Annotated in this window: 23 protein-coding genes; 9 read left to right on the top strand and 14 right to left on the bottom strand. The window is 67.0% G+C overall.

Going from position 1 to position 22751, the window contains the following annotated elements; translation table 11 throughout:
- Positions 1–45 precede the first annotated feature (45 nt).
- Together zwf and LH407_RS08085 are read left to right on the top strand one after the other, a co-directional pair.
- Positions 46–1503 (top strand): glucose-6-phosphate dehydrogenase, encoded by a 1458-nt coding sequence (gene zwf / locus LH407_RS08090; RefSeq protein WP_322134497.1) that lies wholly within the window; start codon positions 46–48, stop codon positions 1501–1503.
- Between the two features lie 44 nt (positions 1504–1547).
- Complete coding sequence (locus LH407_RS08085; RefSeq protein ID WP_322134498.1) at positions 1548–2171, top strand: alpha/beta hydrolase; 624 nt, start codon at positions 1548–1550, stop codon at positions 2169–2171.
- 6 nt (positions 2172–2177) lie between these two features.
- Here LH407_RS08085 and LH407_RS08080 read toward each other — a convergent pair whose 3' ends face one another.
- The 8 genes from LH407_RS08080 to LH407_RS08045 form a co-directional block, all read right to left on the bottom strand.
- Positions 2178–2618, bottom strand: a complete 441-nt coding sequence (locus LH407_RS08080; protein WP_322134499.1) for a nitroreductase family deazaflavin-dependent oxidoreductase — start codon at positions 2616–2618, stop codon at positions 2178–2180.
- Between the two features lie 73 nt (positions 2619–2691).
- Positions 2692–3087, bottom strand: a complete 396-nt coding sequence (locus LH407_RS08075; RefSeq protein ID WP_322134500.1) for a cupin domain-containing protein — start codon at positions 3085–3087, stop codon at positions 2692–2694.
- 2 nt (positions 3088–3089) lie between these two features.
- On the bottom strand, positions 3090–3926 hold the full coding sequence (locus LH407_RS08070) for a phosphoenolpyruvate hydrolase family protein (protein WP_322134501.1): 837 nt from the start codon (positions 3924–3926) through the stop codon (positions 3090–3092).
- Complete coding sequence (locus tag LH407_RS08065) at positions 3923–5179, bottom strand: Tm-1-like ATP-binding domain-containing protein (protein WP_322134502.1); 1257 nt, start codon at positions 5177–5179, stop codon at positions 3923–3925. The genes LH407_RS08070 and LH407_RS08065 overlap by 4 nt, the downstream gene beginning before the upstream one ends.
- A 19-nt stretch (positions 5180–5198) precedes the next feature.
- A complete protein-coding gene (locus LH407_RS08060) occupies positions 5199–5891 on the bottom strand; it encodes a potassium channel family protein (protein ID WP_322134503.1) in 693 nt (230 codons plus the stop codon).
- The gene (locus LH407_RS08055) at positions 5884–7239 is read right to left on the bottom strand and encodes a TrkH family potassium uptake protein (RefSeq protein ID WP_322134504.1); all 1356 of its coding nucleotides are present in this window, start codon (positions 7237–7239) and stop codon (positions 5884–5886) included. Before LH407_RS08055 ends, LH407_RS08060 begins: the two co-directional genes overlap by 8 nt.
- Positions 7240–7283: 44 nt before the next feature.
- Positions 7284–8369 carry an acyl-CoA dehydrogenase family protein gene (locus LH407_RS08050; protein WP_322134505.1) on the bottom strand — a complete coding sequence of 362 codons (1086 nt, stop codon included), beginning with the start codon at positions 8367–8369 and terminating at the stop codon, positions 7284–7286.
- 24 nt (positions 8370–8393) lie between these two features.
- Complete coding sequence (locus tag LH407_RS08045) at positions 8394–8849, bottom strand: winged helix-turn-helix transcriptional regulator (protein ID WP_322134506.1); 456 nt, start codon at positions 8847–8849, stop codon at positions 8394–8396.
- A gap of 76 nt (positions 8850–8925) precedes the next feature.
- On the opposite strand from LH407_RS08045, the gene LH407_RS08040 reads away from it, so the two are divergent.
- Positions 8926–9621, top strand: coding sequence for an SDR family oxidoreductase (locus LH407_RS08040; RefSeq protein WP_322134507.1), 696 nt, complete (start codon positions 8926–8928; stop codon positions 9619–9621).
- On the opposite strand, the gene LH407_RS08035 is transcribed toward LH407_RS08040, so the two are convergent.
- Together LH407_RS08035 and LH407_RS08030 are read right to left on the bottom strand one after the other, a co-directional pair.
- Positions 9618–10796: a kynureninase gene (locus LH407_RS08035; RefSeq protein WP_322134508.1), complete on the bottom strand. Its 1179-nt coding sequence runs from the start codon at positions 10794–10796 to the stop codon at positions 9618–9620. The two genes, LH407_RS08040 and LH407_RS08035, sit on opposite strands and share 4 nt — an antisense overlap.
- A 68-nt stretch (positions 10797–10864) precedes the next feature.
- The gene (locus LH407_RS08030) at positions 10865–11875 is read right to left on the bottom strand and encodes a Gfo/Idh/MocA family protein (protein ID WP_322134509.1); all 1011 of its coding nucleotides are present in this window, start codon (positions 11873–11875) and stop codon (positions 10865–10867) included.
- Positions 11876–11904: 29 nt separating this feature from the next.
- Here LH407_RS08030 and LH407_RS08025 point away from each other — a divergent pair, with 29 nt between their 5' ends.
- Positions 11905–12810, top strand: coding sequence for a TerC family protein (locus LH407_RS08025; protein ID WP_322134510.1), 906 nt, complete (start codon positions 11905–11907; stop codon positions 12808–12810).
- A gap of 4 nt (positions 12811–12814) precedes the next feature.
- The gene (locus LH407_RS08020) at positions 12815–13384 is read left to right on the top strand and encodes a GNAT family N-acetyltransferase (RefSeq protein WP_322134511.1); all 570 of its coding nucleotides are present in this window, start codon (positions 12815–12817) and stop codon (positions 13382–13384) included.
- Positions 13385–13494: 110 nt separating this feature from the next.
- Here LH407_RS08020 and rocD read toward each other — a convergent pair whose 3' ends face one another.
- Both rocD and ddaH read right to left on the bottom strand, forming a co-directional pair.
- Positions 13495–14691, bottom strand: a complete 1197-nt coding sequence (gene rocD, locus LH407_RS08015; RefSeq protein ID WP_322134512.1) for an ornithine--oxo-acid transaminase — start codon at positions 14689–14691, stop codon at positions 13495–13497.
- Positions 14688–15542, bottom strand: coding sequence for a dimethylargininase (gene ddaH / locus LH407_RS08010; RefSeq protein WP_322134513.1), 855 nt, complete (start codon positions 15540–15542; stop codon positions 14688–14690). The genes rocD and ddaH overlap by 4 nt, the downstream gene beginning before the upstream one ends.
- A 103-nt stretch (positions 15543–15645) precedes the next feature.
- Here ddaH and LH407_RS08005 point away from each other — a divergent pair, with 103 nt between their 5' ends.
- Both LH407_RS08005 and LH407_RS08000 read left to right on the top strand, forming a co-directional pair.
- Positions 15646–16083: an Lrp/AsnC family transcriptional regulator gene (locus LH407_RS08005; RefSeq protein WP_322134514.1), complete on the top strand. Its 438-nt coding sequence runs from the start codon at positions 15646–15648 to the stop codon at positions 16081–16083.
- A complete protein-coding gene (locus LH407_RS08000) occupies positions 16083–16475 on the top strand; it encodes a GntR family transcriptional regulator (protein WP_322134515.1) in 393 nt (130 codons plus the stop codon). The genes LH407_RS08005 and LH407_RS08000 overlap by 1 nt, the downstream gene beginning before the upstream one ends.
- A gap of 2 nt (positions 16476–16477) precedes the next feature.
- On the opposite strand, the gene LH407_RS07995 is transcribed toward LH407_RS08000, so the two are convergent.
- Positions 16478–19948 (bottom strand): proline dehydrogenase family protein, encoded by a 3471-nt coding sequence (locus tag LH407_RS07995; protein ID WP_322134516.1) that lies wholly within the window; start codon positions 19946–19948, stop codon positions 16478–16480.
- A gap of 96 nt (positions 19949–20044) precedes the next feature.
- A complete protein-coding gene (locus tag LH407_RS07990) occupies positions 20045–20632 on the bottom strand; it encodes an NADPH-dependent FMN reductase (protein ID WP_322134517.1) in 588 nt (195 codons plus the stop codon).
- A gap of 75 nt (positions 20633–20707) precedes the next feature.
- Here LH407_RS07990 and LH407_RS07985 point away from each other — a divergent pair, with 75 nt between their 5' ends.
- Together LH407_RS07985 and LH407_RS07980 are read left to right on the top strand one after the other, a co-directional pair.
- Entirely contained in the window at positions 20708–21196 is a 489-nt protein-coding gene (locus tag LH407_RS07985; protein ID WP_322134518.1) for a MarR family winged helix-turn-helix transcriptional regulator, read from the top strand.
- Positions 21177–22727, top strand: coding sequence for a phytoene desaturase family protein (locus tag LH407_RS07980; protein ID WP_322134519.1), 1551 nt, complete (start codon positions 21177–21179; stop codon positions 22725–22727). The genes LH407_RS07985 and LH407_RS07980 overlap by 20 nt, the downstream gene beginning before the upstream one ends.
- Positions 22728–22751 lie beyond the last annotated feature (24 nt).

Here is a 22751-nt window from a genome sequence, read left to right as displayed (position 1 = left end):
TCGCTCAGCGCCATTGCGCTGCGGGCCTGCTGCCACCATCGGGTGGTGACCATCGCACCCGAACCCGAACAGCGCGACGAGATCGCGCCCCACGTCGTAGTCCTCTTCGGAGCTGCGGGCGACCTCGCACGCCGCAAGCTCCTGCCGGGCCTCGCCCACCTCGTGCTCTCCGCCCTGGCCCCCGACATCCGTGTCGTCGGGACGTCACTCGAAGATCACACGGACGAATCGTTCCGCGACATGGCCCTCGATGCCGTCGCCCAGTTCAGCACGCGACCACTCACGGACCAGCAGAAGTCCGTATTCGCCGGTCGCCTCACCTACGTACCGACCGGTGAGGGTCCGGATGCCCTCGCCGACGCCGTGCGCGCGGCCGAGGCGCTCTTGGGCCCCGGCACGAAGCGGCTCCACTACCTGAGCGTTCCACCCAAGGCCGCACTCGCCGTCATCCGGACCCTCTCGAGCGCCGACCTCGTCGAGGACTCCCGCGTGATCATGGAGAAGCCGTTCGGCACCGACCTTGCGAGCGCCATCGACCTCAACCGTCAGGTGCACGAGGTCTTCGACGAGAGCCAGATCTTCAGGATCGACCACTTCCTCGGCAAAGAGCCCGCGCAGAACATCCTCGCGTTCCGCTTCGCGAACGGCCTGTTCGAACCGATCTGGAATCGTAACTTCATCGACCACGTGCAGATCGACGTGCCCGAGAAACTCAACCTCGACGGGCGCGCCGGCTTCTACGAGGCGACGGGCGCCTATCGGGACATGGTGGTCACCCACCTCTTCCAGGTGCTCGCGTTTATGGCGATGGAGCCCCCGACCGCCCTCGAACCGCGAGCGATCAGCGACGAGAAGAACAAGGTGTTCCGTTCGATGCAGCCGCTCGAGCCGGAGAACGTCGTGCGGGGCCAATACGGCGGCTACCGTGACGAGGCCGGCGTCGCTCCGGAGTCGGAGACCGAGACCTTCATCGCGCTCAAGTGCTACATCGACAACTGGCGTTGGGCGGGGGTGCCCTTCTACCTGCGCACAGGTAAACGGATGGCAGAAGGACAGCGCATCATCTCGATCGCGTTCCACGAACCGCCGAAGAGTATGTTCCCGGCGGGCTCCGGCATCGGAGAACACGGACCCGATCACCTCACCTTCGACCTCGCCGATGCCTCCAAGGTGTCGCTCTCGTTCTACGGCAAGCGCCCGGGACCGGGTATGAAGCTCGACAAGTTGAGCATGCAGTTCTCACTCGCCGAGGTCGAGCAGGCTGGCGACGTGCTCGAAGCGTACGAGCGCCTCATTCTCGACGCCATGCGCGGTGACCACACCCTCTTCACGACGGCTGCCGACATTGAGCGGCTCTGGGAAGTCTCGGCACCGCTGCTCGAGAATCCGGGACCGGTACGTCCGTACTTCCCGGGTAGTTGGGGGCCCGACGCCATCCACCAGCTCATCGCGCCGCACTCGTGGCGGCTACCGTTCGAGAGGGCCTGGCGCGAGAAGAAGTAGGCCCCACGCGCTACTACGCGTACGAAAATCAGTAGCGTTGGGCCATGAGCGGCAGCATCCTTGTATTTCCCGGCGGCTCCTACGCGCACCACGCGAATCATGAGGGCGAACCCGTGGCCGAGTGGTTGCGGGGCCTCGGGTGGGATGCCCGGGTCGTGAAGTATCCCGTCGGCACGCGGCATCCCGGTCCGCTGCTGGCTGCGCAGCGTGAACTCGCGGTGGAGCGCGCCGCGGGACACGAGGTCGTTGGTGTGCTCGGCTTTTCGGCCGGCGGACATCTGGCCGCGCACGCGGCGGTGAGCACTCCTCGGCCGGACTTCGCCGTACTCGGCTACCCGGTGATCGCGATGGACCAGCGCACGCATCGAGGCTCGCGCGACAACCTTCTGGGTCCCCGGCCATCGTGGTGGCGCAAGCGGGCGCTCTCGATCGATCGGCTCGTCACCGCAGAGACCCCACCCATGTTCATCTGGTCGACGGGGGCGGATGCCGCGGTGCCCCCTCGTGAGCACAGCTACCGGCTTGCGGCATCCCTCGCCCGCCACGGTGTACCGCACGACCTGCACGTCTTCGCGGAGGGCCGCCACGGTCTGGGCTTCGCCGAAGGCTATCCGGCGGAAGCCTGGCGCCCGCTCTGCGAGCGCTGGTTGCAGCAGTTCCAGCCGTAGCCGGCGCTATTCCTCGAACGGCTCCAGCACGAAGACAGGGATCTCGCGGTCGGTCTTCTGCTGGTAGTCGGCGTAGGGCGGGTAGGCCGCGACGGCGCGCTCCCACCAGATCGCCTTCTCGTCGCCCGTGACCTCACGCGCGAGGTAGTCGCTCTTGACCTCGCCGTCCTGCAGTTCGACGTGCGGCTGCTTCACGATGTTGTAGTACCAGACGGGGTTCTTGGGCGCGCCACCGAGTGAGGCGACGACGGCGTAGACCCCGTCGTGCTCGACACGCATGAGCGCCGTCTTGCGGAGCATCCCGGACTTCGCGCCCACCGTGGTCAGCACGATGACGGGCATCCCGCGAAGGTCCCCCGCCTCCTTGCCGCCCGTGGCCTCGTATTTCTCGGCCTGCTCGCGAGCCCAGTCCGACGTGCTTGGTGCGTACTCTCCCTGAAGTGGCATGGGACTAGTTAAACACGCTGCGAGTTGTCACCAACCCACCCCCCGCCCCGCGGATGGGTGGGAACGTGCCAACTCACGCAACCGGCGGCTCGCCCGGCGGCAGGATGCGCACCGTGGGGTCCGCGTCGATGGCGCGCTCGGCACCCGCCGGGTTGTAGGTCACGAGGATGTGCAGCGGCGCCCAGCCCGTGTTCATGGTGGAGTGCATCTCGCCGAGCGGCACGTACACGGCGTCCCCCGGCGCGATGTCGAAGGGGCCAGCGCCTCCCACCGTCTGGGAACCCGTGCCGGAGATGACGTAGATCGTCTCCTCGGCATCCGGATGATTGTGCTCGGCGTGACCCTTGCCCGGGTACACGATCACCTCGCACATGGTCATGCCGGTACCCGGATCGGTTTCGGGCGACACGAGCCACTTGATGGTGCCCCAGTCGAGCACGCGGGTGGCTACGTCATCGGGCTTCGTCATGACTACCCCTTCTCGAACGTGATCGCTTTGAACTCCTCGATCTGCTCACGGATGCCACGTTCCGTCGGCAACCGCTCCGCCGAGGATGCCCCGTAGAAACCGTGCACCCCCGTGGTGTTCTGCAGCACGTAGGCGGCGTCGGACGGCTCCGCGATGGGGCCGCCGTGGCAGATGACGAGCACATCCGGGTTGACGGCGGTGGCGGCATCCGCGATCTCCTGCACTTTCTCGACGGAGCCCTCCAGGGTCACGGCTGTCGTCTTCGCGCCGATTGTTCCCATCGTCGTGAGCCCCATGTGCGCGACAACGATGTCGGCTCCCGCCTCGGTCATCGCGACCGCCGACTCGACGTCGAACACGTACGGCGTGGTGAGCAGGTCACGCTCGGCCGCGAGTCGAACCATGTCGACCTCGAGCGAGTAGCTCATGCCGGTCTCCTCGAGGTTCTGACGGAAGAGCCCGTCGATGAGGCCGACCGTGGGGAAGTTCTGGATTCCGGTGAAACCGAGACGCTTCAGATCGTCGAGGAAGTGCCCCATAACGCGGAACGGGTCGGTGCCGTTCACGCCCGCGATGACCGGGGTGTTCTGCACGATGGGCAGCACTTCGCGCGCCATGTCGACCACGATCTGGTTGGCATCCCCATAGGCGAGCAGCCCGCTGAGCGAACCACGGCCTGCCATCCGGTACCTCCCGGAGTTGTAGATGATGATCATGTCGACGCCGCCGGCCTCCTCCGACTTCGCCGAGATACCGGTGCCCGCCCCCGCCCCGATGATGGGACGGCCGGCGGCCACCTGCGCGCGCAGACGTTCGAGGGCTGTAGTTCTGTCGATCATTGCCGTCCTTCGATGAGGGAGTGGAGTGTGTCTGCCGCCTGACGGGCGAGCTCGGGGTCGTTGATGTGGGAGTCGCTCACGACGAGAGGGATGCCGCTCGCCGCTTCGATGACGGCGTCGAAGAGCGCGTCATCCGCCGCCGCATCGTGGAAGGGCATCCCCTCGGCGTCGAGGGCGGACACTCCGCCGCGCGGCACAATGAGCACGGTGCGCTGCTGACCGGCGAGTTTGCCGCCGAGCCGACGCCCGAGTTCCGCGTTCTCTTCGACGGTCGTGCGCATGAGGGTGATCGTCGGGTTGTGCACGTAGAGGAGGCGATCGTCGAACTCGCTCGGCACGGTCTCGCGCGGGCCGAAATTGACCATGTCGAGGGCACCGAGGCTCACCACCTGAGGGACCCCGGATGCCGCGGCGGCGGTCACGCGGTCGGGACCTGCGCTCAGTATCCCGCCCACGAGGTCGTCGGCGAGTTCGGTTGTCGTGAGATCGAGGACCCCTGCGAGCATCCCGGACCGCGCGAGCGCCTCGAGCGCGCGCCCGCCCGACCCGGTCGCGTGGAAAACGAGCACCTCATAACCGAGATGCTCGAGCCTCTCGCGCGCGGCATCGACGGCGGGTGTTGTCACACCGAACATCGAAGCGGCAACGAGCGGGCGCTCGTCGACGGGCTCCTCGTGTTGCCGGCTCGCGTAGTCCTTCGCCATCCCCGCGATGGCGGCGGCAGCGTTTCCGAGCACGGCGCGGGAGACCTGGTTGATGCCGGCGATATCGACGACCGAGTACATGAGGGTGACGTCACTCGATCCGACGTACGAGGAGACATCACCGGAGGCCATCGTCGAGACGATGAGCTTCGGCACCCCGATGGGCAAATCGCGCACCGCTCGCGCGGCGATCGACGATCCGCCGCTGCCGCCGAGAGCCAGCACCCCGTGCACGCGGCCCTCGTCGAACTCACGCGCGAGAACGACGGCAGCACCCTCGCCCATCGCCGTGACGGCGGCGCCGCGATCCTGGTCGGCGCGGAGTTCATCGAGGTCGGCACCGCCGGCGGACGCGACGGATGCTGCGTCCGCATGCACCTCGGAGACGAACCCGCGCGGCGCTTCGGTGCCCGCGTCGACCACGAGAACGGACACACCGTGCCGAACGAGCCGGTCGTGCATCCACTGGTATTCGGCACCCTTGGTATCGAGTGTGCCGACTAGTGCCACCGTGACGTCGATTGTGGTGCCGTCAGCCCCGTCGCTCATTCCTTCACCCTACGCTCGCTCAGCGGAGCTGGCTGAACGCTTCGGCCTTAGCCGTACTGCCGGCAACAAGCAGGGTGTCGCCCTCGGCGATGACGGTCTCGGCGGTCGCGTACGTCCACCGGCCCCCGACGCTGCGAACCGCGACAACGGTGACGCCGAACTTGGTGCGCACCCCTGCCTCCGTGAGGTTTTTGCCGATGGTGCTCGGCGGGGGAGCCATCTTGATGAGGGAGAAGTCGTCCCCGATCTCCAGGTAGTCCTGCATCGAGCCGCGGACCAGATGCGCAACGCGCCTGCCCATGTCGCCCTCGGGGAACACTACGTGTTTGACCCCGAGTTGCTCGAGGATGCGGCCGTGCTGCTCGCTCACCGCCTTCACCCAGAGGTGCTCGATGTTGAAGCCGAGAAGGATCGACGTGGTGAGGATGCTCGCCTCGACGTCGTGCCCGATGGCGACCACCACGCGGTCGAACTCCGGAACGGCCAGTTGGCGCAGCGCGGCCTCCTTCGTCGAGTCCGCCTGTACGACGTGGGTGAGCTGGCCGTTGAGCTCTTGCACGATCTCCTCGCGGAAGTCGATTCCGAGCACTTCGGTTCCGCTGTCCATGAGCTCGAGCGCGAGAGCCTGACCAAAGCGCCCGAGCCCGATGACGGCTACGGAATCCGCGCGGGCGACGCGTCCCGCGTCCGACTGAGAGTGTGACCTAGCCAATGATCGGCCTTTCCTTGGGGAGTTGGTACAGCACCTCGCGCTCGCGGAGGGCGAGGGCGGCGGCGAACGTGATCGGTCCGAGTCGGCCCAACACCATAAGCAGACACAACACGAGCTGCGCGGGCACTGGGAGTGACGCGGTGATGCCAGTGGAGAGCCCGACCGTGCCGAAGGCGGAGACCGTCTCGAAGAGCACCGGGCTGAGGGGCAGGTCGGAGAGGAGCATGATGACGACCGTGCTCGCCGTGACCACCGCCGTCGAAAGCAACACCACGGCGATGGCCTGGCGGTGCACCGCGCGGGAGAGCCGCTTACCGAGCACGTTGACCACGCCGTCACCCCGGATCTCGGCCACGAGGATGAAGAGCAGCACGGCGAATGTCGTCACCTTGATGCCGCCAGCGGTTCCGGCTGGGCCTCCGCCGATGAACATGAGGGCGGTCATTCCGAAAAGGGTCGAGTCATCCGCATCACCGATAGCTATCGAGTTGAATCCCGCGGTGCGGGTCTGCACCGACTGGAAGAAGCCAGCAAGGATGCGCGCCGGCCAGTCGAGGGCGCCGAGGGTATCGGGGTTGTTCCACTCGATCGCGGTGATGTAGATAGCGCCGCCGATGAGGAGGATCGGCGTCATGAGGATCACGATGCGGGTGTTCATGTTCCAGCGCAGGGGTTTGCCCCAGAACTTGCGCAATTGCATGAGGACCGGAAAACCGAGCCCACCGAGGATGATCGACGCACACAACGCGAGTGAGACGACAGGGTCGGCCACATAACTCATGAAGTTGTCGCTGAAGAGTGCGAAGCCCGCGTTGTTGAACGACGAGACGGCGTGGAAGACCCCGAGCCACGCCGACTCGAGCGGGTCACGACCGTAGTGAAGCCAGAACCAGAGGGAGAGTACGAGGGCGACGGCGCCCTCGATGATGAGCGAGAGGCGAAGAACACCGACGATGAGCGATCGCACGTCGGCGATGTCGAGGGCGCGCGATTCCGCGGCCGCGTTGAGCCGCGAGGTGAGGGAGAGCCGTCGCATGATCGTCACGCCGACGATCGAGGCGAACGTCATGACACCGATACCTCCGAGCTGAATGGGCAGGAGAATGACGACGTGGCCGAAGGGTGTCCAAAACGTTGGCGTGTCGACGATGACGTGCCCGGTTACGCAGATGGCGGAGACGGCGGTGAAGAAGGCCTCGATCGGCGACGCCCCGCCTTCACCGGTGCGGGCGACGGGAAGCAGGAGCAGCAGGGTGCCGATGAGGATGCCTGCTGCAAACCCGCCAACGGTCCATTGCGCGGGGCGCAGGCGAGGTCGCGCCCTGCGGCGCAACCCGGGTTCACTCACGAGGGGTCACGCTACTGGATGCGGGACGGCGCCACCAGAGCCGACTAGCCGAGCAGGTTCGTCGCGACCGTCGAGTGCACCGACTCGGTGTCACTCGGGTGGTAAATGCCCGCGAGCACGTCACGCTGGAGGCGCGCAAGTTCCGAGGAGGAGCGATACCCGCCGCCGCCCGCGGAACGCATTGCCTGATCGACGACGTAGCGTGCCGTCTCGGTCGACCGGTGTTTGGCGCCCGTGAGGAGCCGGAACCAGCGCGAGCCGTGGTCGGCGAGGGTGTCGACATCCGCTGCCAGGGTCTCGAGCTGCGGCGCGAGTGCGTCGAGCGCGAGGGCCGCGTCGGCGAGGCGCCAGCGGAAGTCGGGGTCACGGTCGTAGGTTTCGCCCGTCTTGAGACTCGTGCGCCTCTTCACTGCCTCCACCCCGAGCTCGAGGGCGCGATCGGCGATGCCCGCGTAGACACTCCCGATGAGGAGCAGGAAGTTCGCGAAGATACCGAAAACGAAAGGGTCGGCGTTTGGTCCGACCGGCAGGATGCGCGCGACCCTCTCCTCGGGAACGACGGCGCCCTCGAGCACCGTCGTGTGGCTTTGGGTCGCGCGCATGCCGAGCGTGTCCCAATCGTCGAGCGCGCGCCAACCCGGGGTGTCGCGAGTGATGAACCCGTGAATGAGGGTGTCGCCGTGCTTGCCGAACACGCCGAGCCTCGTCCACGCGGGGGATAGTGACGTGAAGATCTTGGTGCCTGTGAAGGCGTAACCACCCTCGACGGTGTCGACCGTGGTGAGCGAGTCCCACAGCACGAGATCGTTGCCGGGCTCGCTGTTGCCGAACGCGAAGAGTTCGCCGGCGGCCGCGTCATCCAGCACCCACTGCAACGACGAGTCACCGCGGTCCTTCAGCACGCGGGCCACACCGACCCACACGAGGTGCATGTTCACGGCGAGCGCCGTCGCCGGTGCGTAGGCGGCGAGCATCCGCTGGTCGCGTGCCGTCTCGAGGAGACTGCGCGGGGCGAGGTATCCGGCCGCCCTCAACGCGTCCAGGTCTTCGAACGGAAAAGTGTTGTCGCGGTCGTAGTCTGCGGCACGTTCGCGGATGCCCAGCAGGAGGTCCTCGGTCAGCACGGTCATGTGCCCAACGCTACGCCGTGCGAGCTAGATCGTGGCCGCCGCGGTGAACTCGCTCGTCACCTCTGCGACCGCGACCTCACGACCGTCTTCCGCGACGAACGCGAGCCGCACGGGCTGCCCTGTCGCCGTCTCGATGAACCGCGCGGTGGGACCCTGCGGCAGCCCCCGGTGCGCGTCACCCCATTCGGTCAGCGCCGCGAGTACGGGGCGGAGATCGCGCCCGGCATCGGTGAGCACGTACTCCTCTCGCTCGCGCGCGTTCTCGTCGCGGTACGCGCGCTTACTGAGGACCCCGTGCTCGACGAGCACCGCGAGACGTGCGGAGAGGATGTCTCTGGCCACACCGAGCGCTTCGCGAAACTCGCTGAACCGGGTCCTTCCTCGAAACGCCTCGCGGAGGATCAGGAGCGTCCACTTCTCGCCGACAACCTCGAGGCTTCTCGCTATCGAGCAGTGAGCGTTGAACTCCGCGGCATCCATGTCAGGCATCCTACCTGAGTTGGACTTGCCTACTTAGGGTGCTAGGTTGTTGTTTCCAACTCAGCTAGGAGACGTCATGATCGACAACGCGGTAGTACTCGTCACAGGAGCGAACGGCGGCCTCGGCGCCGAATTTGTGCAGCAGGCACTCGATCTCGGCGCGGCCAAGGTCTACGCCACCGCGCGGACTCCGCGTTCGTGGGACGACGAACGCGTGGTGTCCCTCGCCCTCGACGTCACCGACGAGGCATCCGTCGCGGCTGCCGCCGAGCAAGCGAGCGACACCACGATCGTCATCAACAATGCGGGCGTCGGCGGCACCGTGCCCATCGCGACGGGCGGAACCTCGGGCATCCGGGCCATGTTCGAGACCAACGTGTTCGGCGCGATCAACGTCGCCCAGGCGTTTGCGCCCGTGCTCGCACGCAATGGCGGCGGCGCGCTCGTCGACGTGCACTCCGTGCTCAGCTGGCTCGGCGTCGCCGGTGCCTACAGCGCATCCAAGGCCGCGCTGTGGTCGGCGACCAACTCCCTGCGCCTCGAACTCGCGCCTGCCGGAACCCATGTCATGGGCTTCCACCTCGGCTACACGGACACCCCGATGGTGACGGATGTCACCTCCCCCAAGAACGACCCCGCCGACGTCGTGCGCGCCGCCTATGCGGGCCTCGAGGCTCTGGAGTACGAAGTTCTAGCGGATGACGTGTCGGTGAGCGTCAAGCAGGGGCTCGCCGCCCCCATCAGCGCGCTGTACCCGCAGCTCGCTCGCTAACCGAGCTCCGCAGCGATCGCGCGCACCCCGGCCTCGATCTCCGCAAAACTCGTCGAGAGCGGCGAAAGACCGAGACGAATACCGTCGGGCCTGCGGAAGTCGGGGATGACCCCCGACCCCCACAGATGCGGCATGATCTGCGCGAAGCGGGGGTGGTCGATCGTGATGTGGCCGCCGCGACGCGTCGCCTCGCGCGGGCTCGCGAGCGTGGCATCCGGAATCACCTCGTCGACAAGCTCGATCGCAAACTCCGTGAGCGCGACCGACTTCGCTCGCACCGCCTCGATACCCACCTCGTCGATGAGCGCGATCATGTCGCGCATCGGCTGCATGGCAACAATCGACGGGGTGCCGCTGAGGAAGCCCCGGATGCCCGCCGCAGCCTCATACCCCTGCCCCATCTCGAACGGTGCGCTGGAGCCCATCCAGCCCTGGATCGGCTGGGTCAGCTCCGACTGCAACTCGGAACGCACGTACAAGAACGCCGGGGCTCCCGGCCCGCCGTTCAGATACTTGTAACCGCAGCCCACCGCAAGGTCCACCCCCCACTCGTCGAGGGGCGTCGGAACGACCCCGGCGGAGTGACACAGATCCCAGATGACGAGGGCGCCAGCGTCGTGAATGACCTCGGTGATCGCAGGGATATCGGCGAGCCACGCCGAACGGTAGGCGACGGAGCTGAAGAGGGCGACCGCCGTGTCCGGCCCGACGGCCTCCGCCACGAGGTCGGGTGTCACACCACCGTCGTGCGGGGTGTCCACCCAGCGCACCGTGAGTCCCCGCTCGCGCGCGACACCCTCCACGAGGTAGCGGTCGGTGGGGAAGTTGTCGCGATCGATGACGATCTCGGTGCGACCGGGACGGGCATCCGTCGCGGCGCGGAGCAGTTTGTAGAGCACAACGGTCGTCGAGTCCGCGATCGCGGTCTGCCCCGGTGCGGCGGCGAGCGCCACACGACCGAGTTCGTCGCCGAGTGTGGTGGGCAGGTGCATCCAGCCCTCGTCCCAGCCACGGATGAGGCGACCACCCCACTCCTCGCGCGCAAACGTACCGAGCCGCTCCACGGACGCGACGAGCGGTCGCCCGAGCGAATTACCGTCGAGGTAGGCGACGAGCCCGTCACTCTCGACGAAACGCTCCCGGTACTCCGCCAACGGATCCGCAGCATCCAGCACAGAGGTAAGCCGATCGGCCCCTGAGGGATGGTCGAAAGGGGCGGAATGGCTTACCTCAGGAGACACGATCAGCCGATCTGGGCGCGGGCCGCGTCGAGCACGTCGAGCACGGCGATCGTGTCGTCGAGCGAATGAAGCGGCGACTCGGTGAGCCCATCGGCGATGTGCTGGGCGACGGCGACCGCCTGGTAACAGAGACCGTCCCGCCAGCGGAACCCGTTCGGGTCGGCGAACTCGGCGACCACCCTCTCCTCGACGAGCACCCGGAAAGAGCTCGGCCCCATGAACTCGTGCGGGTAGTCGACTCGCGCCGCGGTCCCGCTGATCGTCGCGGCCAGCGGGGTCGCCACGAGCATGCTCGTCGTGAGCACCGCCTGGGCATGCGAGTTGTAGTCCAGGATGACGGCCGCCTGAGCATCGACGCCCGTGCTCGTGAGCGAACCGCTCGCCGTCACACGCGTCGGGGCGCCGAGCACGAAGTGCGCGAACCACGCCGGGTACACACCAACATCGAGGAGCGCCCCACCACCGAGCGCAGGGTTGTAGGCCCGGCCGTTCGGGTCGGTGTCGAACACGGCCCCGAAGTCGGCCGTGACCGTGAGCACGTCGCCCAGCACGCCATCACGTACGAGCGCATCCACAACCGTCGTCTGGGGGAGGAACCGCGACCACATGGCCTCCATCGCGAACACACCGGCCGCACGAGCCGCCGCGGCCAGTTCACGTGCCTCGGCAGCGCTAATACCGATGGGCTTCTCGACGAGCACGTGTTTGCCCGCGGCAATCGCGAGGAGCGCGAGCCGTAGGTGCTCGGTGTGGGGCGGGGCGATGTAGACGACGTCCACCTCGGGGTCGGCGACGAGCTGCTCGTAAGTACCGAAGGCCCGCGGGATTCCGTGCCGATCGGCGAAGGCCTGGGCCCGCTCCTGTGACCTCGAGGCGACGGCGACCACCCGCTGGTCGGTGTGGGCGTGGAGTGCTTCGGCCCAGGCATCCGCGATGCCGCCGGGCGCGAGGATGCCCCACCGCTGCACCGCGCCGCCGCGGAGGGGGGTGTGGGTTGCGGGAGGGAGGATCATGCACCGACCCTAACTTGTAGCCTGTGGCCATGGACTTCGCCGTCGACCTGACCCCGGATCTCATTGTCGCCTTCCTCACACTTCTCGTGCTCGAGATCGTGCTGGGGGTCGACAACGTCATCTTCATCTCGATCCTCGCGAGCAAACTGCCCGTCGAGCAGCAGGCGAAGGCCCGCAACCTCGGCCTCACCCTCGCGATGTTCATGCGTATCGGCCTGCTGTTCGCAGCGTCGTGGCTCATCAGCCTCAAAGACGACCTCTTCACGATCGGCGATCTCGGCTTCTCCGGGCGTGACCTCGTGCTCATCGCGGGAGGTGGGTTCCTCATCTACAAGGCGGTGCACGAGATCCACGAAAAGCTCGAGGGCGCGGCATCCCACCACGGTGAGGGCAAACCGAAGTCGGTGACGTTTGTGGGCGTCATCATCCAGATCATCCTCATCGACATCGTGTTCTCGTTCGACTCGGTCATCACCGCGGTTGGCATGATCGACAGCCTGCTCGTCATCATCGTCGCCGTGGTGCTGTCGTTCGGGGTGATGCTGTTCTCGGCGAAGTTCATCTTCGCCTTCGTCAACAAGCACCCGAGTGTGAAGATGCTCGCACTCGCCTTCCTCGTGCTCATCGGCGTCTTCCTCATCGCCGACGGCTTCGGTGTGAAGATCGACAAGGCACTCATTTACGTGCCGATGGCGTTCGCGATCGTCGTCGAAGCCCTCAACCTGGCCTACAAGCGCCGCATCGAGAAAAAGCAGGGCGCCCCGATCGAGCCCGTGCACCTGCGGCACGCCTACACAAAGGCCGATGACCGCCCCGCCGTCGCGGCCGCGACCTCGCACAACCCCGAGGCGGGGGCCGTGACCCTGTCCCGCAAACCGGTTTCCGGAGCCGTCACTGCGGACGACGATCACCAAGAGCCGACAGGGCTCGGGTAGCGAGATGGCGATCGAGGTGCGACCGGCGACCGAGTTCGCGGATGTCGCGACCATGGTCGGGCCGAAGAAGCCCACCTCGAACGTGTGCTGGTGCCTGAGTTACCGCATCCCGTCGAAGGAGAACCTCGCACTGAGCGGCCCCGCTCGCGGCGAGAAAGTGGCGGAGCTCATGAAGCAGGGCCCTCCCGGCGTGCTGGCGTACGACGGCGACGTCGTGGTGGGGTGGGCTGCCGTGCATCCGCGGTCCGACACGTCCTTTGCCACCAACCGCAAGATCCCCCACGTCGACGACGCGGACGTGTGGTCGGTCTGGTGCATCCGCGTGCGTCCCGGCCACCGCGGTGCGGGCATCTCGCACGCCCTCCTCGCGGGAGCCGTCGACTTCGCACGCGCTGAAGGAGCGCCCGCGGTCGAGGGCTACCCGCTCGACAACCAGGGCGCGAAGATCGACCTCACGATGGCTTACGTCGGCACGAAGTCACTCTTCGAGAAGGCGGGGTTCACCCAAGCGGCGGAGACGAAGTCGGTGTTGAACGGGTTCCCGCGCGTACTCATGCGGCTCGACCTGCGGTAGCGCGGCGCTCCGTCGGCGGCTGCACACGGGACATGCGACACGCCGCACCGAGAGGTGTCAGGTACGGCGTGTCGGTCTGGGGGTGTGCATGCGGCGATGGATGCACGCGGTCAGCGGGAGGCGAGTTCCTCCAGTTCGGCGGCGAGCTGGGCGACGGCCCAATCGATCTCGTCCTCGGTGACAACGATGGGTGGAGCGAAACGGATGGTCGAACCGTGGGTGTCCTTGACGAGCACACCCCGATCCATGAGCAGTTCGCACACCTCGCGGCCGGTCGCGAGCTCGGGGTCGATGTCAACACCCGCCCACAGTCCGACACCGCGGACGGCGGTCACCCCGTGGCCGATGAGACCGCGAAGTCCCGCGTGCAGTCTCTCCCCGAGAACGGTGGCGCGGTGCTGCATGTCTCCCGTCGCGAGCAGTTCAACAACCGCTAGGCCCACAGCGGCGGCGAGCGGGTTGCCGCCGAAGGTGGAGCCGTGTTCGCCCGGCTGCAGAACACCCAGCACCGCCGTATCGCCGACAACGGCGCTCACGGGCACGATGCCGCCGCCGAGTGCCTTGCCGAGGAGGTACAGGTCGGGCTCGACACACGACAGGTCACTCGCGAAAGTCCGGCCGGTGCGTCCGAGACCTGACTGGATCTCGTCGGCGATCATGAGCACGTTCTCGCGTGTTGTGATCTCGCGCACGGCACGCAGGTAGCCCTTGGGCGGCACGATGATGCCGGCCTCGCCCTGGATCGGTTCGAGCAGCACGGCGACGGTGTTCTCGTCGATCGCCGCCTCGAGTGCTTCGGCGTCTCCGTAGGGGACGACCACAAAACCCGGGGTGAACGGACCGAAGTCGGCACGCGCCTGCTCATCGGTGGAGAAGCTCACGATCGTCGTGGTGCGTCCATGGAAGTTGCCATCCATCACGATGATCGTCGCGCGGTCCGCCTCGACACCCTTCACGCGGTAGCCCCACGCTCGGGCGATCTTGATGGCCGACTCGACCGCCTCAGCGCCCGTGTTCATCGGAAGCACCATGTCTTTGCCCGCGAGCTCGGCAAGGGCCCGCGCAAACGGCTCGAGCCGATCGCTGCCGAAGGCGCGGCTCGTGAGGGTGATGCGGTCGAGCTGGTCCTTGGCTGCGGCGATGAGCGCCGGATGCCCGTGCCCAAAGTTCACCGCGGAGTAGGCCGCGAGGCAATCGAGGTAACGACGACCCGAGACATCCGTCACCCACGCGCCGTCACCCGACGCGATCTCGACCGGAAGCGGGTGGTAGTTGTGCGCTACATGGGACTTGACCTCGGTGATCATGAGCGGAGCTCCAGGGTGCAGCACTTGACGCCGCCGCCGCCGAGGAGGAGCTCGGAGAGGTCGACACCGATCGGGTTGTAGCCGCGTTCGCGCAGTTGACGTTCGAAGTCTTTCGCGCGGGAGGCGATGACGACGTTGTAGCCGTCGCTGAAGGAGTTGAGCCCCAGGACCGCGGCGTCCTCCTCGGTGACGATAATGGCGTCCGGGTACCGCTCGCGGAGGATCTGCAACGACGCCTCGTCGAAGGCGCTCGGCAGGTACGCGATGTTCGCCGGAGCGCTGCCACGACCGTCGTCGAGTACCGCGATGGCGGTGTCGAGGTGGTAGAAGCTCGGGTTGATGAGGTTCAGGGAGATGACCTCGCGCCCCATGATGCGCGCGAGTTCATCGTGGCTGTGGCTCGCACTGCGGAAGCCGGTGCCGGCGAGAATGACGTCGCCGACGAGAAGGAAGTCGCCCTCGCCCTCGTTGACCTCGAGCGGCTCGCGCACGTCGAAGCCGTTCGCCTGGAACCAGCTCATGTAGGCGGGCCCCTCGGGCTGACGCTCCGGGTAGGTGAAGCTCGCGCCGTACGCGATGCCGTCGAGAACAAATCCGCCGTTGGCGGCGTAGACCATGTCGGGGAGGCCGGGGATGGGGTCGATGAGGCGCACGTCGAAGCCGAGGTCGAGGTACGTGCGGTAGAGGGTCTCCCACTGCGCGACGGCGGTCGCGGTGCTCGTGGGGTCCTCGGGGTGCATCCAGGGGTTGATGCGGTAGCTGACCGTGAAATACTCGGGGCGGCACATCAGCACGGCCTTGCGGGTGGGGGTGCGCTCTGTCACGCTCGTGGCGGTGTCGGTCATCGTCATGGCCCCAGTGTTTCACGCACCTATCCGCAATGTCAGAGCTTGTGGCGCATAAAACCTGCGCGTAGACGGTGCGCAACGCATGATTTGAGCGTAGGATGCCCGCATGGACAACCTCGATCACGGCATCATCGACCTGCTCCGCCAGAACGCGCGTGCGGGGTACGCCGACATCGGCAGTGTCGTGGGGTTGTCGGCATCCGCCGTCAAACGCAGGGTCGACCGCCTCGTCGCCGACGGCGTCATCCGCGCCTTCACGATCCAGGTGGACCCGGCCGTCGACGGGATGGCGACCGAAGCCTACGTGGAGTTGTTCTGCCGGGGCACCGTGGCGCCCGACGAGCTCAAGCGCATACTCGTGGCCGTCCCCGAGGTCGTGGACGCAGGGACCGTCACCGGATCCGCCGACGCCATCGTGCACATGCGCTCTCGCGACATCGCCTCACTCGAACTCGCGCTCGAGCGCGTACGTAACGCGCCCAACGTCGATCACACCCGCAGCGCGATCGTGCTCTCGCGCCTCATCCACCGACAGCAGGACTGATGACCGAATCCTGGCGCAGACCGCCCACCTCCAGCCCCATCGAGTTCACCATCGACCCGAAAGGTGAGCACGCGCCCTTCGAGCAGCTCAAGGCACAGATCGTCGAACGGGTCTCGTCCGGCGAACTCATCGCCGGAACCAAACTGCCCGCCGTACGCCAGCTCGCGAGTGGCCTCGGGGTCGCCCCCAATACCGTTGCCCGCGCCTACCGCGAACTCGAGGCAGATGGCTTCCTCGAAACGCGCGGTCGCAACGGCACCGTGGTGAAAGCCAAATCAGGTGACGCGGATGCCCTCCTCCAGGTCGCCGCGACCGAGTATGCCGCGCGTGCCGCAACCCTGGGAGTCCCCGCCGACCGTGCCCTCGAGTACGTGCGGTCAGCCCTCGGCTAGGGTCACACCTCGAGCGAGAGCATGCCCCGGTCGGGGTTGCCGAACCGGTGACCGGTGATCGTGACCGACTGTTCGCGGAGGAACGGCAACAGCTCGATGCGACCGGCGGTCGTGACCGGGCCCGAGTAGATCGCCACGTCCGGCGAGCCGCCAACCGCCGCCGCGAGCGCGGCCGGATCTCCGCCGACGAGCCGAACGCGACCGGAGAGCTGTGACGCGTGCGCGAGCCACGCGGCATCCGATTCGATCACGACATCGTCGACGATCGCGGGAGGCACAAACGCCGAGAACGCCTGAACGAGCGCGGATGGCAACGGCAGGGCGCTGCTGATCGTCATGGGTGATCCCGCCCGGGTGCCCGCCGCGATGAGCCGCACGAGGTGGCCGAGCGGGGCACCCTCCGAGAGGCGGAGGGTGATCGGCACCGGCCGGTAGCGCAGGAGGTTCCGTTCAACGTCGAGGGAAGCGGCATCCTTCGAGACACCGAATTCCGCCTGCCACGCGCGCTCGTCGCTGCGGGCTGCTCGGCGGACACGATCGAACTCGGGAAAGTCGAGGCCCGCCTGACCGAGCGAGATCACGGTCGCGACGGGCGCAGACACACCGTCGAGCTTGATGTTGTTGACGGGCTCCCGTTCAACCGGAGACCACTCACCGAGCGTGAGCACGTAGTTCGGGCCTCCCGCTTTGGTGCCGGTACCGACGGTGGATCTTTTCCACCCACCAAACGGCTGGCGCTGCACGATCGCTCCCGTGATTCCGCGATTGACGTAGAGATTGCCGGCCTCGACACCGTCGATCCACTGGGCAACCTCGGCGGGGTCGAGGGAATGGATGCCCGCAGTGAGCCCGTACTCTGTTCCGTTCTGCAGCGCGATCGCCTCGTCGAGGTCGCGGGCGGTCATGACGCCGAGGATGGGACCGAAGTACTCCGTGCGGTGGAACTCGCTGCCGGGTCGCACTCCCGTGCGCACTCCCGGCGACCAGAGCCGCCCCGTCTCGTCGAGTCGCTGAGGTTCGACGAGCCACTCCTCGCCGTCGCCCAGTTCGGTGAGACCGCGCAGGAGTTTGCCGCGCGGTGGCTCGATGAGCGGCCCCATGATCGATGTCGCGTCCTGCGGGTAGCCGACCCGGAGAGTGCGCACGCTGTCGACGAGTTGGCGGCGGAAGCGCTCGCTCCGACCGACGGACCCCACGAGGATCACGAGCGACGCCGCCGAACACTTCTGGCCGGCGTGACCGAATGCACTGCGCACGACGTCGGCTGCGGCGAGATCGAGGTCGGCACTCGGGGTGACGATGATCGCGTTTTTGCCGCTCGTCTCCGCGTGAAGGTCGAGGTCGGGTCGCCAGGAGCGGAACAACTCCGCCGTTTCCCAGCCACCGGTGAGAATGACACGATCCACGTCGGGGTGGGTGACGAGCCGACGACCGAGGTCACCCTCCTCGATGTCCACGAGGGTGACGAGGTCGCGTGGCACACCCGCCTCCCACAGCGCCTCGACCATGACCGCGCCGCTGCGTTTGGCCTGGGGGGCCGGCTTGATGATGACGGCGGAACCGGCGGCGAGCGCCGCGAGCACAGAACCCGCGGGGATAGCGACCGGGAAGTTCCACGGCGGGGTCACGACCGTCACGCGGGATGGCACAAAAACCGCCTCATCGATCGCGTCCAGTTCGGCGGCGCGTTCCGCGTAGTAGTGGGCGAAATCGACGGCCTCGCTCACCTCGACGTCGGCCTCGGCGATCGTTTTGCCCGCCTCGCTGGCCATCACCTCGACGAGCCGGCCGCGGAACGCCGCGAGCACGTCGCCCGCGTCGTGCAGCAGGCGGGCGCGCTCGGCGCCCGGGGTGGAGCCCCACTCCGCGCCCCGGTGAGCTGCCAGAGCGATGCGCTGGTCGAGGGTCTCGGCATCCGTCACGAGCGCGGAGGCGATGGAGCCGGCGCCCAACCGTGAGTCCGCACTGCGCTCGAGCACGCGGCGACCCCAGTCGCGGTTCGCCGCGAGGGACGGATCGGTGTCGGCTTCGTTGTCGAATCCGACGTCGGCGGCGATCTCGAGCACGGATGCCCGGTCCTGCGTTCGACGCGGTGACAGGTCGAGCGTCGGCATGAGCGCGAGCGACTCCCGGAACCGGCGTTCCTCTCGCTCGAAGACCGTGCTGTCGGTCGCGAGCTCGAAGAGGCCGGACATGATGTTCTCGGGGGAGGAGTTCTCCTCGAGACGCCGCACGAGGTAGCTGATGGCGGAGTCGAATTCGGCGGGATGCACGAGCGGTGTGTAGAGGCGCAGTCCTCCGACATCGCGGCGCACCGCCTCCGACTGGCCGCTGGCCATTCCGAGGAGCATCTCGAACTCGACACGGTCAGCGACCCCGCGCAGTCGAGACAGGTGCCACGACCACGCGACATCGAAGAGGTTGTGGCTCGCTATTCCCAGGCGCACGGCATCCGTGCGTTCGGGATTCAGCCCGCGATCGATCACGCGTTTGAAACTCGCGTCGCTCTCGGCCTTCGAGCTCCAGGTCGCGAGCGGCCAGCCGTGCATCCGCGCGTCGACACGCTCCATGGCGAGGTTGGCGCCCTTGACGATGCGCACCTTGATTCCGGCGCCGCCCGCGGCCCGGCGAGCCTGTGCCCACTCGGTGAGCTCGTCGAGGGCACCGAGTGCGTCGGGCAGGTAGGCCTGGAGCACGATTCCCGCTTCGAGGTGCTTCAGCTGCGGTTGATCGAGGATGCGACGGAACACGGCGATCGTGAGCGCCAGATCGCGATACTCCTCCATGTCCAGATTGATGAAGGTCGGTTTGCGGCCGCTGGTCGCCCCGCGTGCAGCGAGTTCATAGAGCGGTGTGAGGAGATCGACGACACGATCGACCGTCTCCTCGAATGCCCAGGGACTCAGTTGCGCGGCGATCGAGGAGACCTTGATCGAGACGTAGTCGACGTCGGATCGCTCCAAGAGTGTGCGGGTGCCCTCGAGGCGCCGCGCCGCCTCAGCGTCTCCGAGCACGGCCTCGCCGAGAAGATTGAGGTTGAGCTGTACTCCATCGGAGCGCAGGGCCGCGAGCGATTTGTCGAGGCGCTGAGGTGTCGCGTCGATGACGAGGTGGGCGACCATTCCGCGTAGTGCCCGCCGCGCGATGGGCACAACGATCCACGGCAGGAGCGGGGCGAACGTGCCGCCAAGCACCACCGCCGATCGCAAATACCACGGAAGGAAGGACGGTACCGCGCGGCTCAGCCGGCGGAGGTTACGGGCGGCGACACCGAGATCCTCCGGTCGGACGACCGTGTCCACAAATCCGAGGGCGAAATCGAGGCCGAGTGGGTCGCGCAGGAGGTGCGCGAGGCGTTCGGCGCGGGCATCCTTCGGCGCGCGCTTCGACTCTTCGAGCCAGCGGCGGACCGTGGCGACGGACTCCTCGGTCAGGGCGGGCGACTCGGACTTCGGGGTCAGCTCGGTCGACATGGGGAGAGCTTAATCGCGCAACCTGCGACAAAGACCGCCGTATGGCGCAGCTCTTGCGCGCCCTACGGCGGTCTTTCGCGTGTTTTGTGCGACCGGCTACGCCGCGATGGCCGCCGATCCGACACGAACCTCGCGCAATGCACCGGACCACGCCTCGAGCTGGTCGAGCATGGTGGCGAGGGGCGCCTCGTGGTGCGGGATGGCCTTCATGGTCGTGTAGGCCTCGAAGTCGGTGAGGAGCGAGATGCCAACCTGCTGGCGAACGTCGGCGAGCTGGAGTTCACCGGCGATCAGACGGAGGTGCTCGACCGCGCGCGCACCGCTGGCCGCCGCGCCGTAGCTGACGAATCCAACGGCCTTGTTGTTCCACTCGGCGTAGATGAAGTCGATGGCGTTTTTGAGCGCGCCCGACGTCGAGTGGTTGTACTCGGGGGTCACCATGACGAAGCCGTCATACGAGGCGATCGTGTTCGCCCAGGCCTTGGTGTGCCCGTTCGCATAGAGACCCTGGGATGCCGGAACCTCTTCGTCAAGGTGCGGAAGGTTGAAGTCCGCGATGTCGATGAGCTCGTAGGTCACGTCGTCGCGCTTGCTGGCCTGTTCGAGAACCCAGTTCGCCACCTGCTCTCCGCGCCGCCCCGGTCGCGTGCTGCCGAGGATGATACCGATCTTGAGCTCAGACATTGCCGTCCCTTCGTGTAGTTGACACGTCACCATAACTCTAGATAGATGACGTGTCAACTACGATAGAATGTCAGGATGACGACGGCGCTGGACTCCTCAGAGCTTGACGTCTGGCGAGCGTTCACCGTCATGCGACGGCAGCTCGACCTCACCCTCGAGCGCAGGCTCCAGGCCGACGCGGGGATCTCGTCCGCCGACTTCGCCATCCTCGTCTCACTGCACGAACAACCCGAGAGACGACTGCGTGCGGGGCGGATCGGCGACATCATCGGGTGGGAAAAGAGCCGCGTCTCCCATCAGCTCAAGCGCATGGAACAGCGCGGGCTCGTCTCGCGCGCCGAATGCGACGACGATGCCCGCGGAGTGTGGATCGAACTCACCCCCGACGGCAGGCGCGCCGTACTCGCCGCCATGCGCGACCACGCCGAGGCCATCCGTCAGTACTTCTTCGATCAGGTGACCGAAGACGAGCGCGCGCTCCTGCTCTCCGTCTCGCAGCGGGTGCTCGACACGATCAATCCACCCGTCTGTAGCGACGACGACAGTGACCTCAGCGAAGACTGACGATCGTCGCGACGTCGTTATCGTCGGTGGCGGACATAACGGCCTTGCGGCGGCCGCGTACCTCGCCCTCGCCGGCAAGCGCGTCACCGTTCTGGAGCGCCTCGACGTGCTCGGCGGTGCCGCCATCTCCGCGGATGCGTTCGCGGGCATCGATGCGCGGCTCTCGCGCTACTCCTACCTCGTGTCGTTGTTGCCCCGGCGCATCATCGATGACCTCGGCCTCAGCATCCGGCTCGCGCGACGCCGCTACTCGAGCTACACACCGGACCCGCACAACCCCGGATCCGGTCTGCTCGTCGATACGGAAGACGCGGATGCCGCGGCGCTCGGCCCCGATGCCGCTGCGTGGCGCGAGTTCTATTCCGACACCTCGCGCGCCGCACGAGCGCTCTTCCCCACCGTGACCGAACCCCTCCTCACCCGCCGCGAGGCGAAACGGGCACTCGGTGACGATGCACTGTGGTCGTGGCTCATCGACAACCCTGTCGGTGAAGCCGTTGAGGCTCGGTTCACGAGCAACCTCGTGCGGGGTGTCGCCATGACGGATGCCCTCATCGGCACGTTTGCCCCCAACCTCGACGAATCGCTCGCCGCGAATCGGTGTTTCCTGTACCACGTCATCGGCGGCGGCACTGGCGACTGGGACGTACCGGTGGGCGGCATGGGAGCCGTCACCGGCGAACTCGCTCGCGCCGCTCGCCTCGCTGGAGCCGAGTTCATCACGGGAGCCGAGGTCACGAGCATCACACCCGACGGAGAGGTGCGGTTCCGTCACGCCGACGAGGAGCGATCCCTCCACGGTTCGTGGGTACTCGCCAATACCGCACCGGCGGTACTCGATCGCCTGCTCGGCATCACCCCAACCGCGAAGCCCGAAGGCGCGCAGGTCAAGGTCAACCTCCTCGTGCGGCGCTTACCGCGACTGCTCGACCCCGCCATCGACCCCGCCGCAGCATTCGGTGGTACCTTCCACATCAACGAGACGTGGAGCCAGTTGGACGAGGCGTACCGTCAGGCCGACGCCGGAGGTGTGCCCGATGTGTTGCCGTGCGAGATCTACTGCCACTCGCTCACCGACCCGAGCATCCTCTCGCCCGACCTTCAGGCGTCGGGGGCGCAGACACTCACCGTGTTCGGCCTGCACACTCCCCACCGCCTGGTGACGGATGCAACGAACGACGACCAGCGCGCCCTGCTCCAGCGCCGCGTGCTCGCGTCGCTCGACTTCGTGCTCGCCGAACCCATCGAGGACCTCCTGCTCACCGATGAGAACGGGTCGCCCACGATCGAAACGAAAACCACGCTCGACCTCGAACGTGCACTCGCTATGCCCGGCGGCAACATCTTCCACGGCCCCCTGTCGTGGCCCTTCGCCGAAGACGACGCGGTGCTCGAAACACCCGCACAGCGCTGGGGTGTTGCCACCGAGCATCCGCGCATTCTTCTCTGCGGCTCCGGCGCCCGGCGCGGTGGTGCCGTCAGCGCCATCGGCGGTCACAACGCCGCCATGGCCGTGCTCGAATCCGAGTAGGTAACGCCAACGGAAGGCGGCCGG

Source organism: Antiquaquibacter oligotrophicus, assembly GCF_020535405.1.
GTDB lineage: Bacteria > Actinomycetota > Actinomycetes > Actinomycetales > Microbacteriaceae > Rhodoglobus > Rhodoglobus oligotrophicus.
Note: the sequence above shows the minus strand (reverse complement) of the source record. Positions and strands in the feature narration are given on the sequence as shown.

Excerpts from the sequence above, each read along its gene's own strand:
- LH407_RS08040 (WP_322134507.1), top strand. The coding sequence starts at position 8,926 with ATGATCGACAACGCGGTAGTACTCGTCACAGGAGCGAACGGCGGCCTC.
- LH407_RS08045 (WP_322134506.1), bottom strand. The coding sequence starts at position 8,849 with ATGGATGCCGCGGAGTTCAACGCTCACTGCTCGATAGCGAGAAGCCTC.
- LH407_RS08065 (WP_322134502.1), bottom strand. The coding sequence starts at position 5,179 with ATGAGCGACGGGGCTGACGGCACCACAATCGACGTCACGGTGGCACTA.
- LH407_RS08070 (WP_322134501.1), bottom strand. The coding sequence starts at position 3,926 with ATGATCGACAGAACTACAGCCCTCGAACGTCTGCGCGCGCAGGTGGCC.
- LH407_RS08000 (WP_322134515.1), top strand. The coding sequence starts at position 16,083 with ATGACCGAATCCTGGCGCAGACCGCCCACCTCCAGCCCCATCGAGTTC.
- rocD (WP_322134512.1), bottom strand. The coding sequence starts at position 14,691 with ATGATCACCGAGGTCAAGTCCCATGTAGCGCACAACTACCACCCGCTT.
- LH407_RS07990 (WP_322134517.1), bottom strand. The coding sequence starts at position 20,632 with ATGTCTGAGCTCAAGATCGGTATCATCCTCGGCAGCACGCGACCGGGG.
- LH407_RS08080 (WP_322134499.1), bottom strand. The coding sequence starts at position 2,618 with ATGCCACTTCAGGGAGAGTACGCACCAAGCACGTCGGACTGGGCTCGC.
- LH407_RS08020 (WP_322134511.1), top strand. The coding sequence starts at position 12,815 with ATGGCGATCGAGGTGCGACCGGCGACCGAGTTCGCGGATGTCGCGACC.
- LH407_RS08050 (WP_322134505.1), bottom strand. The coding sequence starts at position 8,369 with ATGACCGTGCTGACCGAGGACCTCCTGCTGGGCATCCGCGAACGTGCC.
- LH407_RS08025 (WP_322134510.1), top strand. The coding sequence starts at position 11,905 with ATGGACTTCGCCGTCGACCTGACCCCGGATCTCATTGTCGCCTTCCTC.
- LH407_RS08075 (WP_322134500.1), bottom strand. The coding sequence starts at position 3,087 with ATGACGAAGCCCGATGACGTAGCCACCCGCGTGCTCGACTGGGGCACC.
- LH407_RS08005 (WP_322134514.1), top strand. The coding sequence starts at position 15,646 with ATGGACAACCTCGATCACGGCATCATCGACCTGCTCCGCCAGAACGCG.
- LH407_RS07995 (WP_322134516.1), bottom strand. The coding sequence starts at position 19,948 with ATGTCGACCGAGCTGACCCCGAAGTCCGAGTCGCCCGCCCTGACCGAG.
- ddaH (WP_322134513.1), bottom strand. The coding sequence starts at position 15,542 with ATGACGATGACCGACACCGCCACGAGCGTGACAGAGCGCACCCCCACC.
- LH407_RS07985 (WP_322134518.1), top strand. The coding sequence starts at position 20,708 with ATGACGACGGCGCTGGACTCCTCAGAGCTTGACGTCTGGCGAGCGTTC.
- LH407_RS08085 (WP_322134498.1), top strand. The coding sequence starts at position 1,548 with ATGAGCGGCAGCATCCTTGTATTTCCCGGCGGCTCCTACGCGCACCAC.
- LH407_RS08030 (WP_322134509.1), bottom strand. The coding sequence starts at position 11,875 with ATGATCCTCCCTCCCGCAACCCACACCCCCCTCCGCGGCGGCGCGGTG.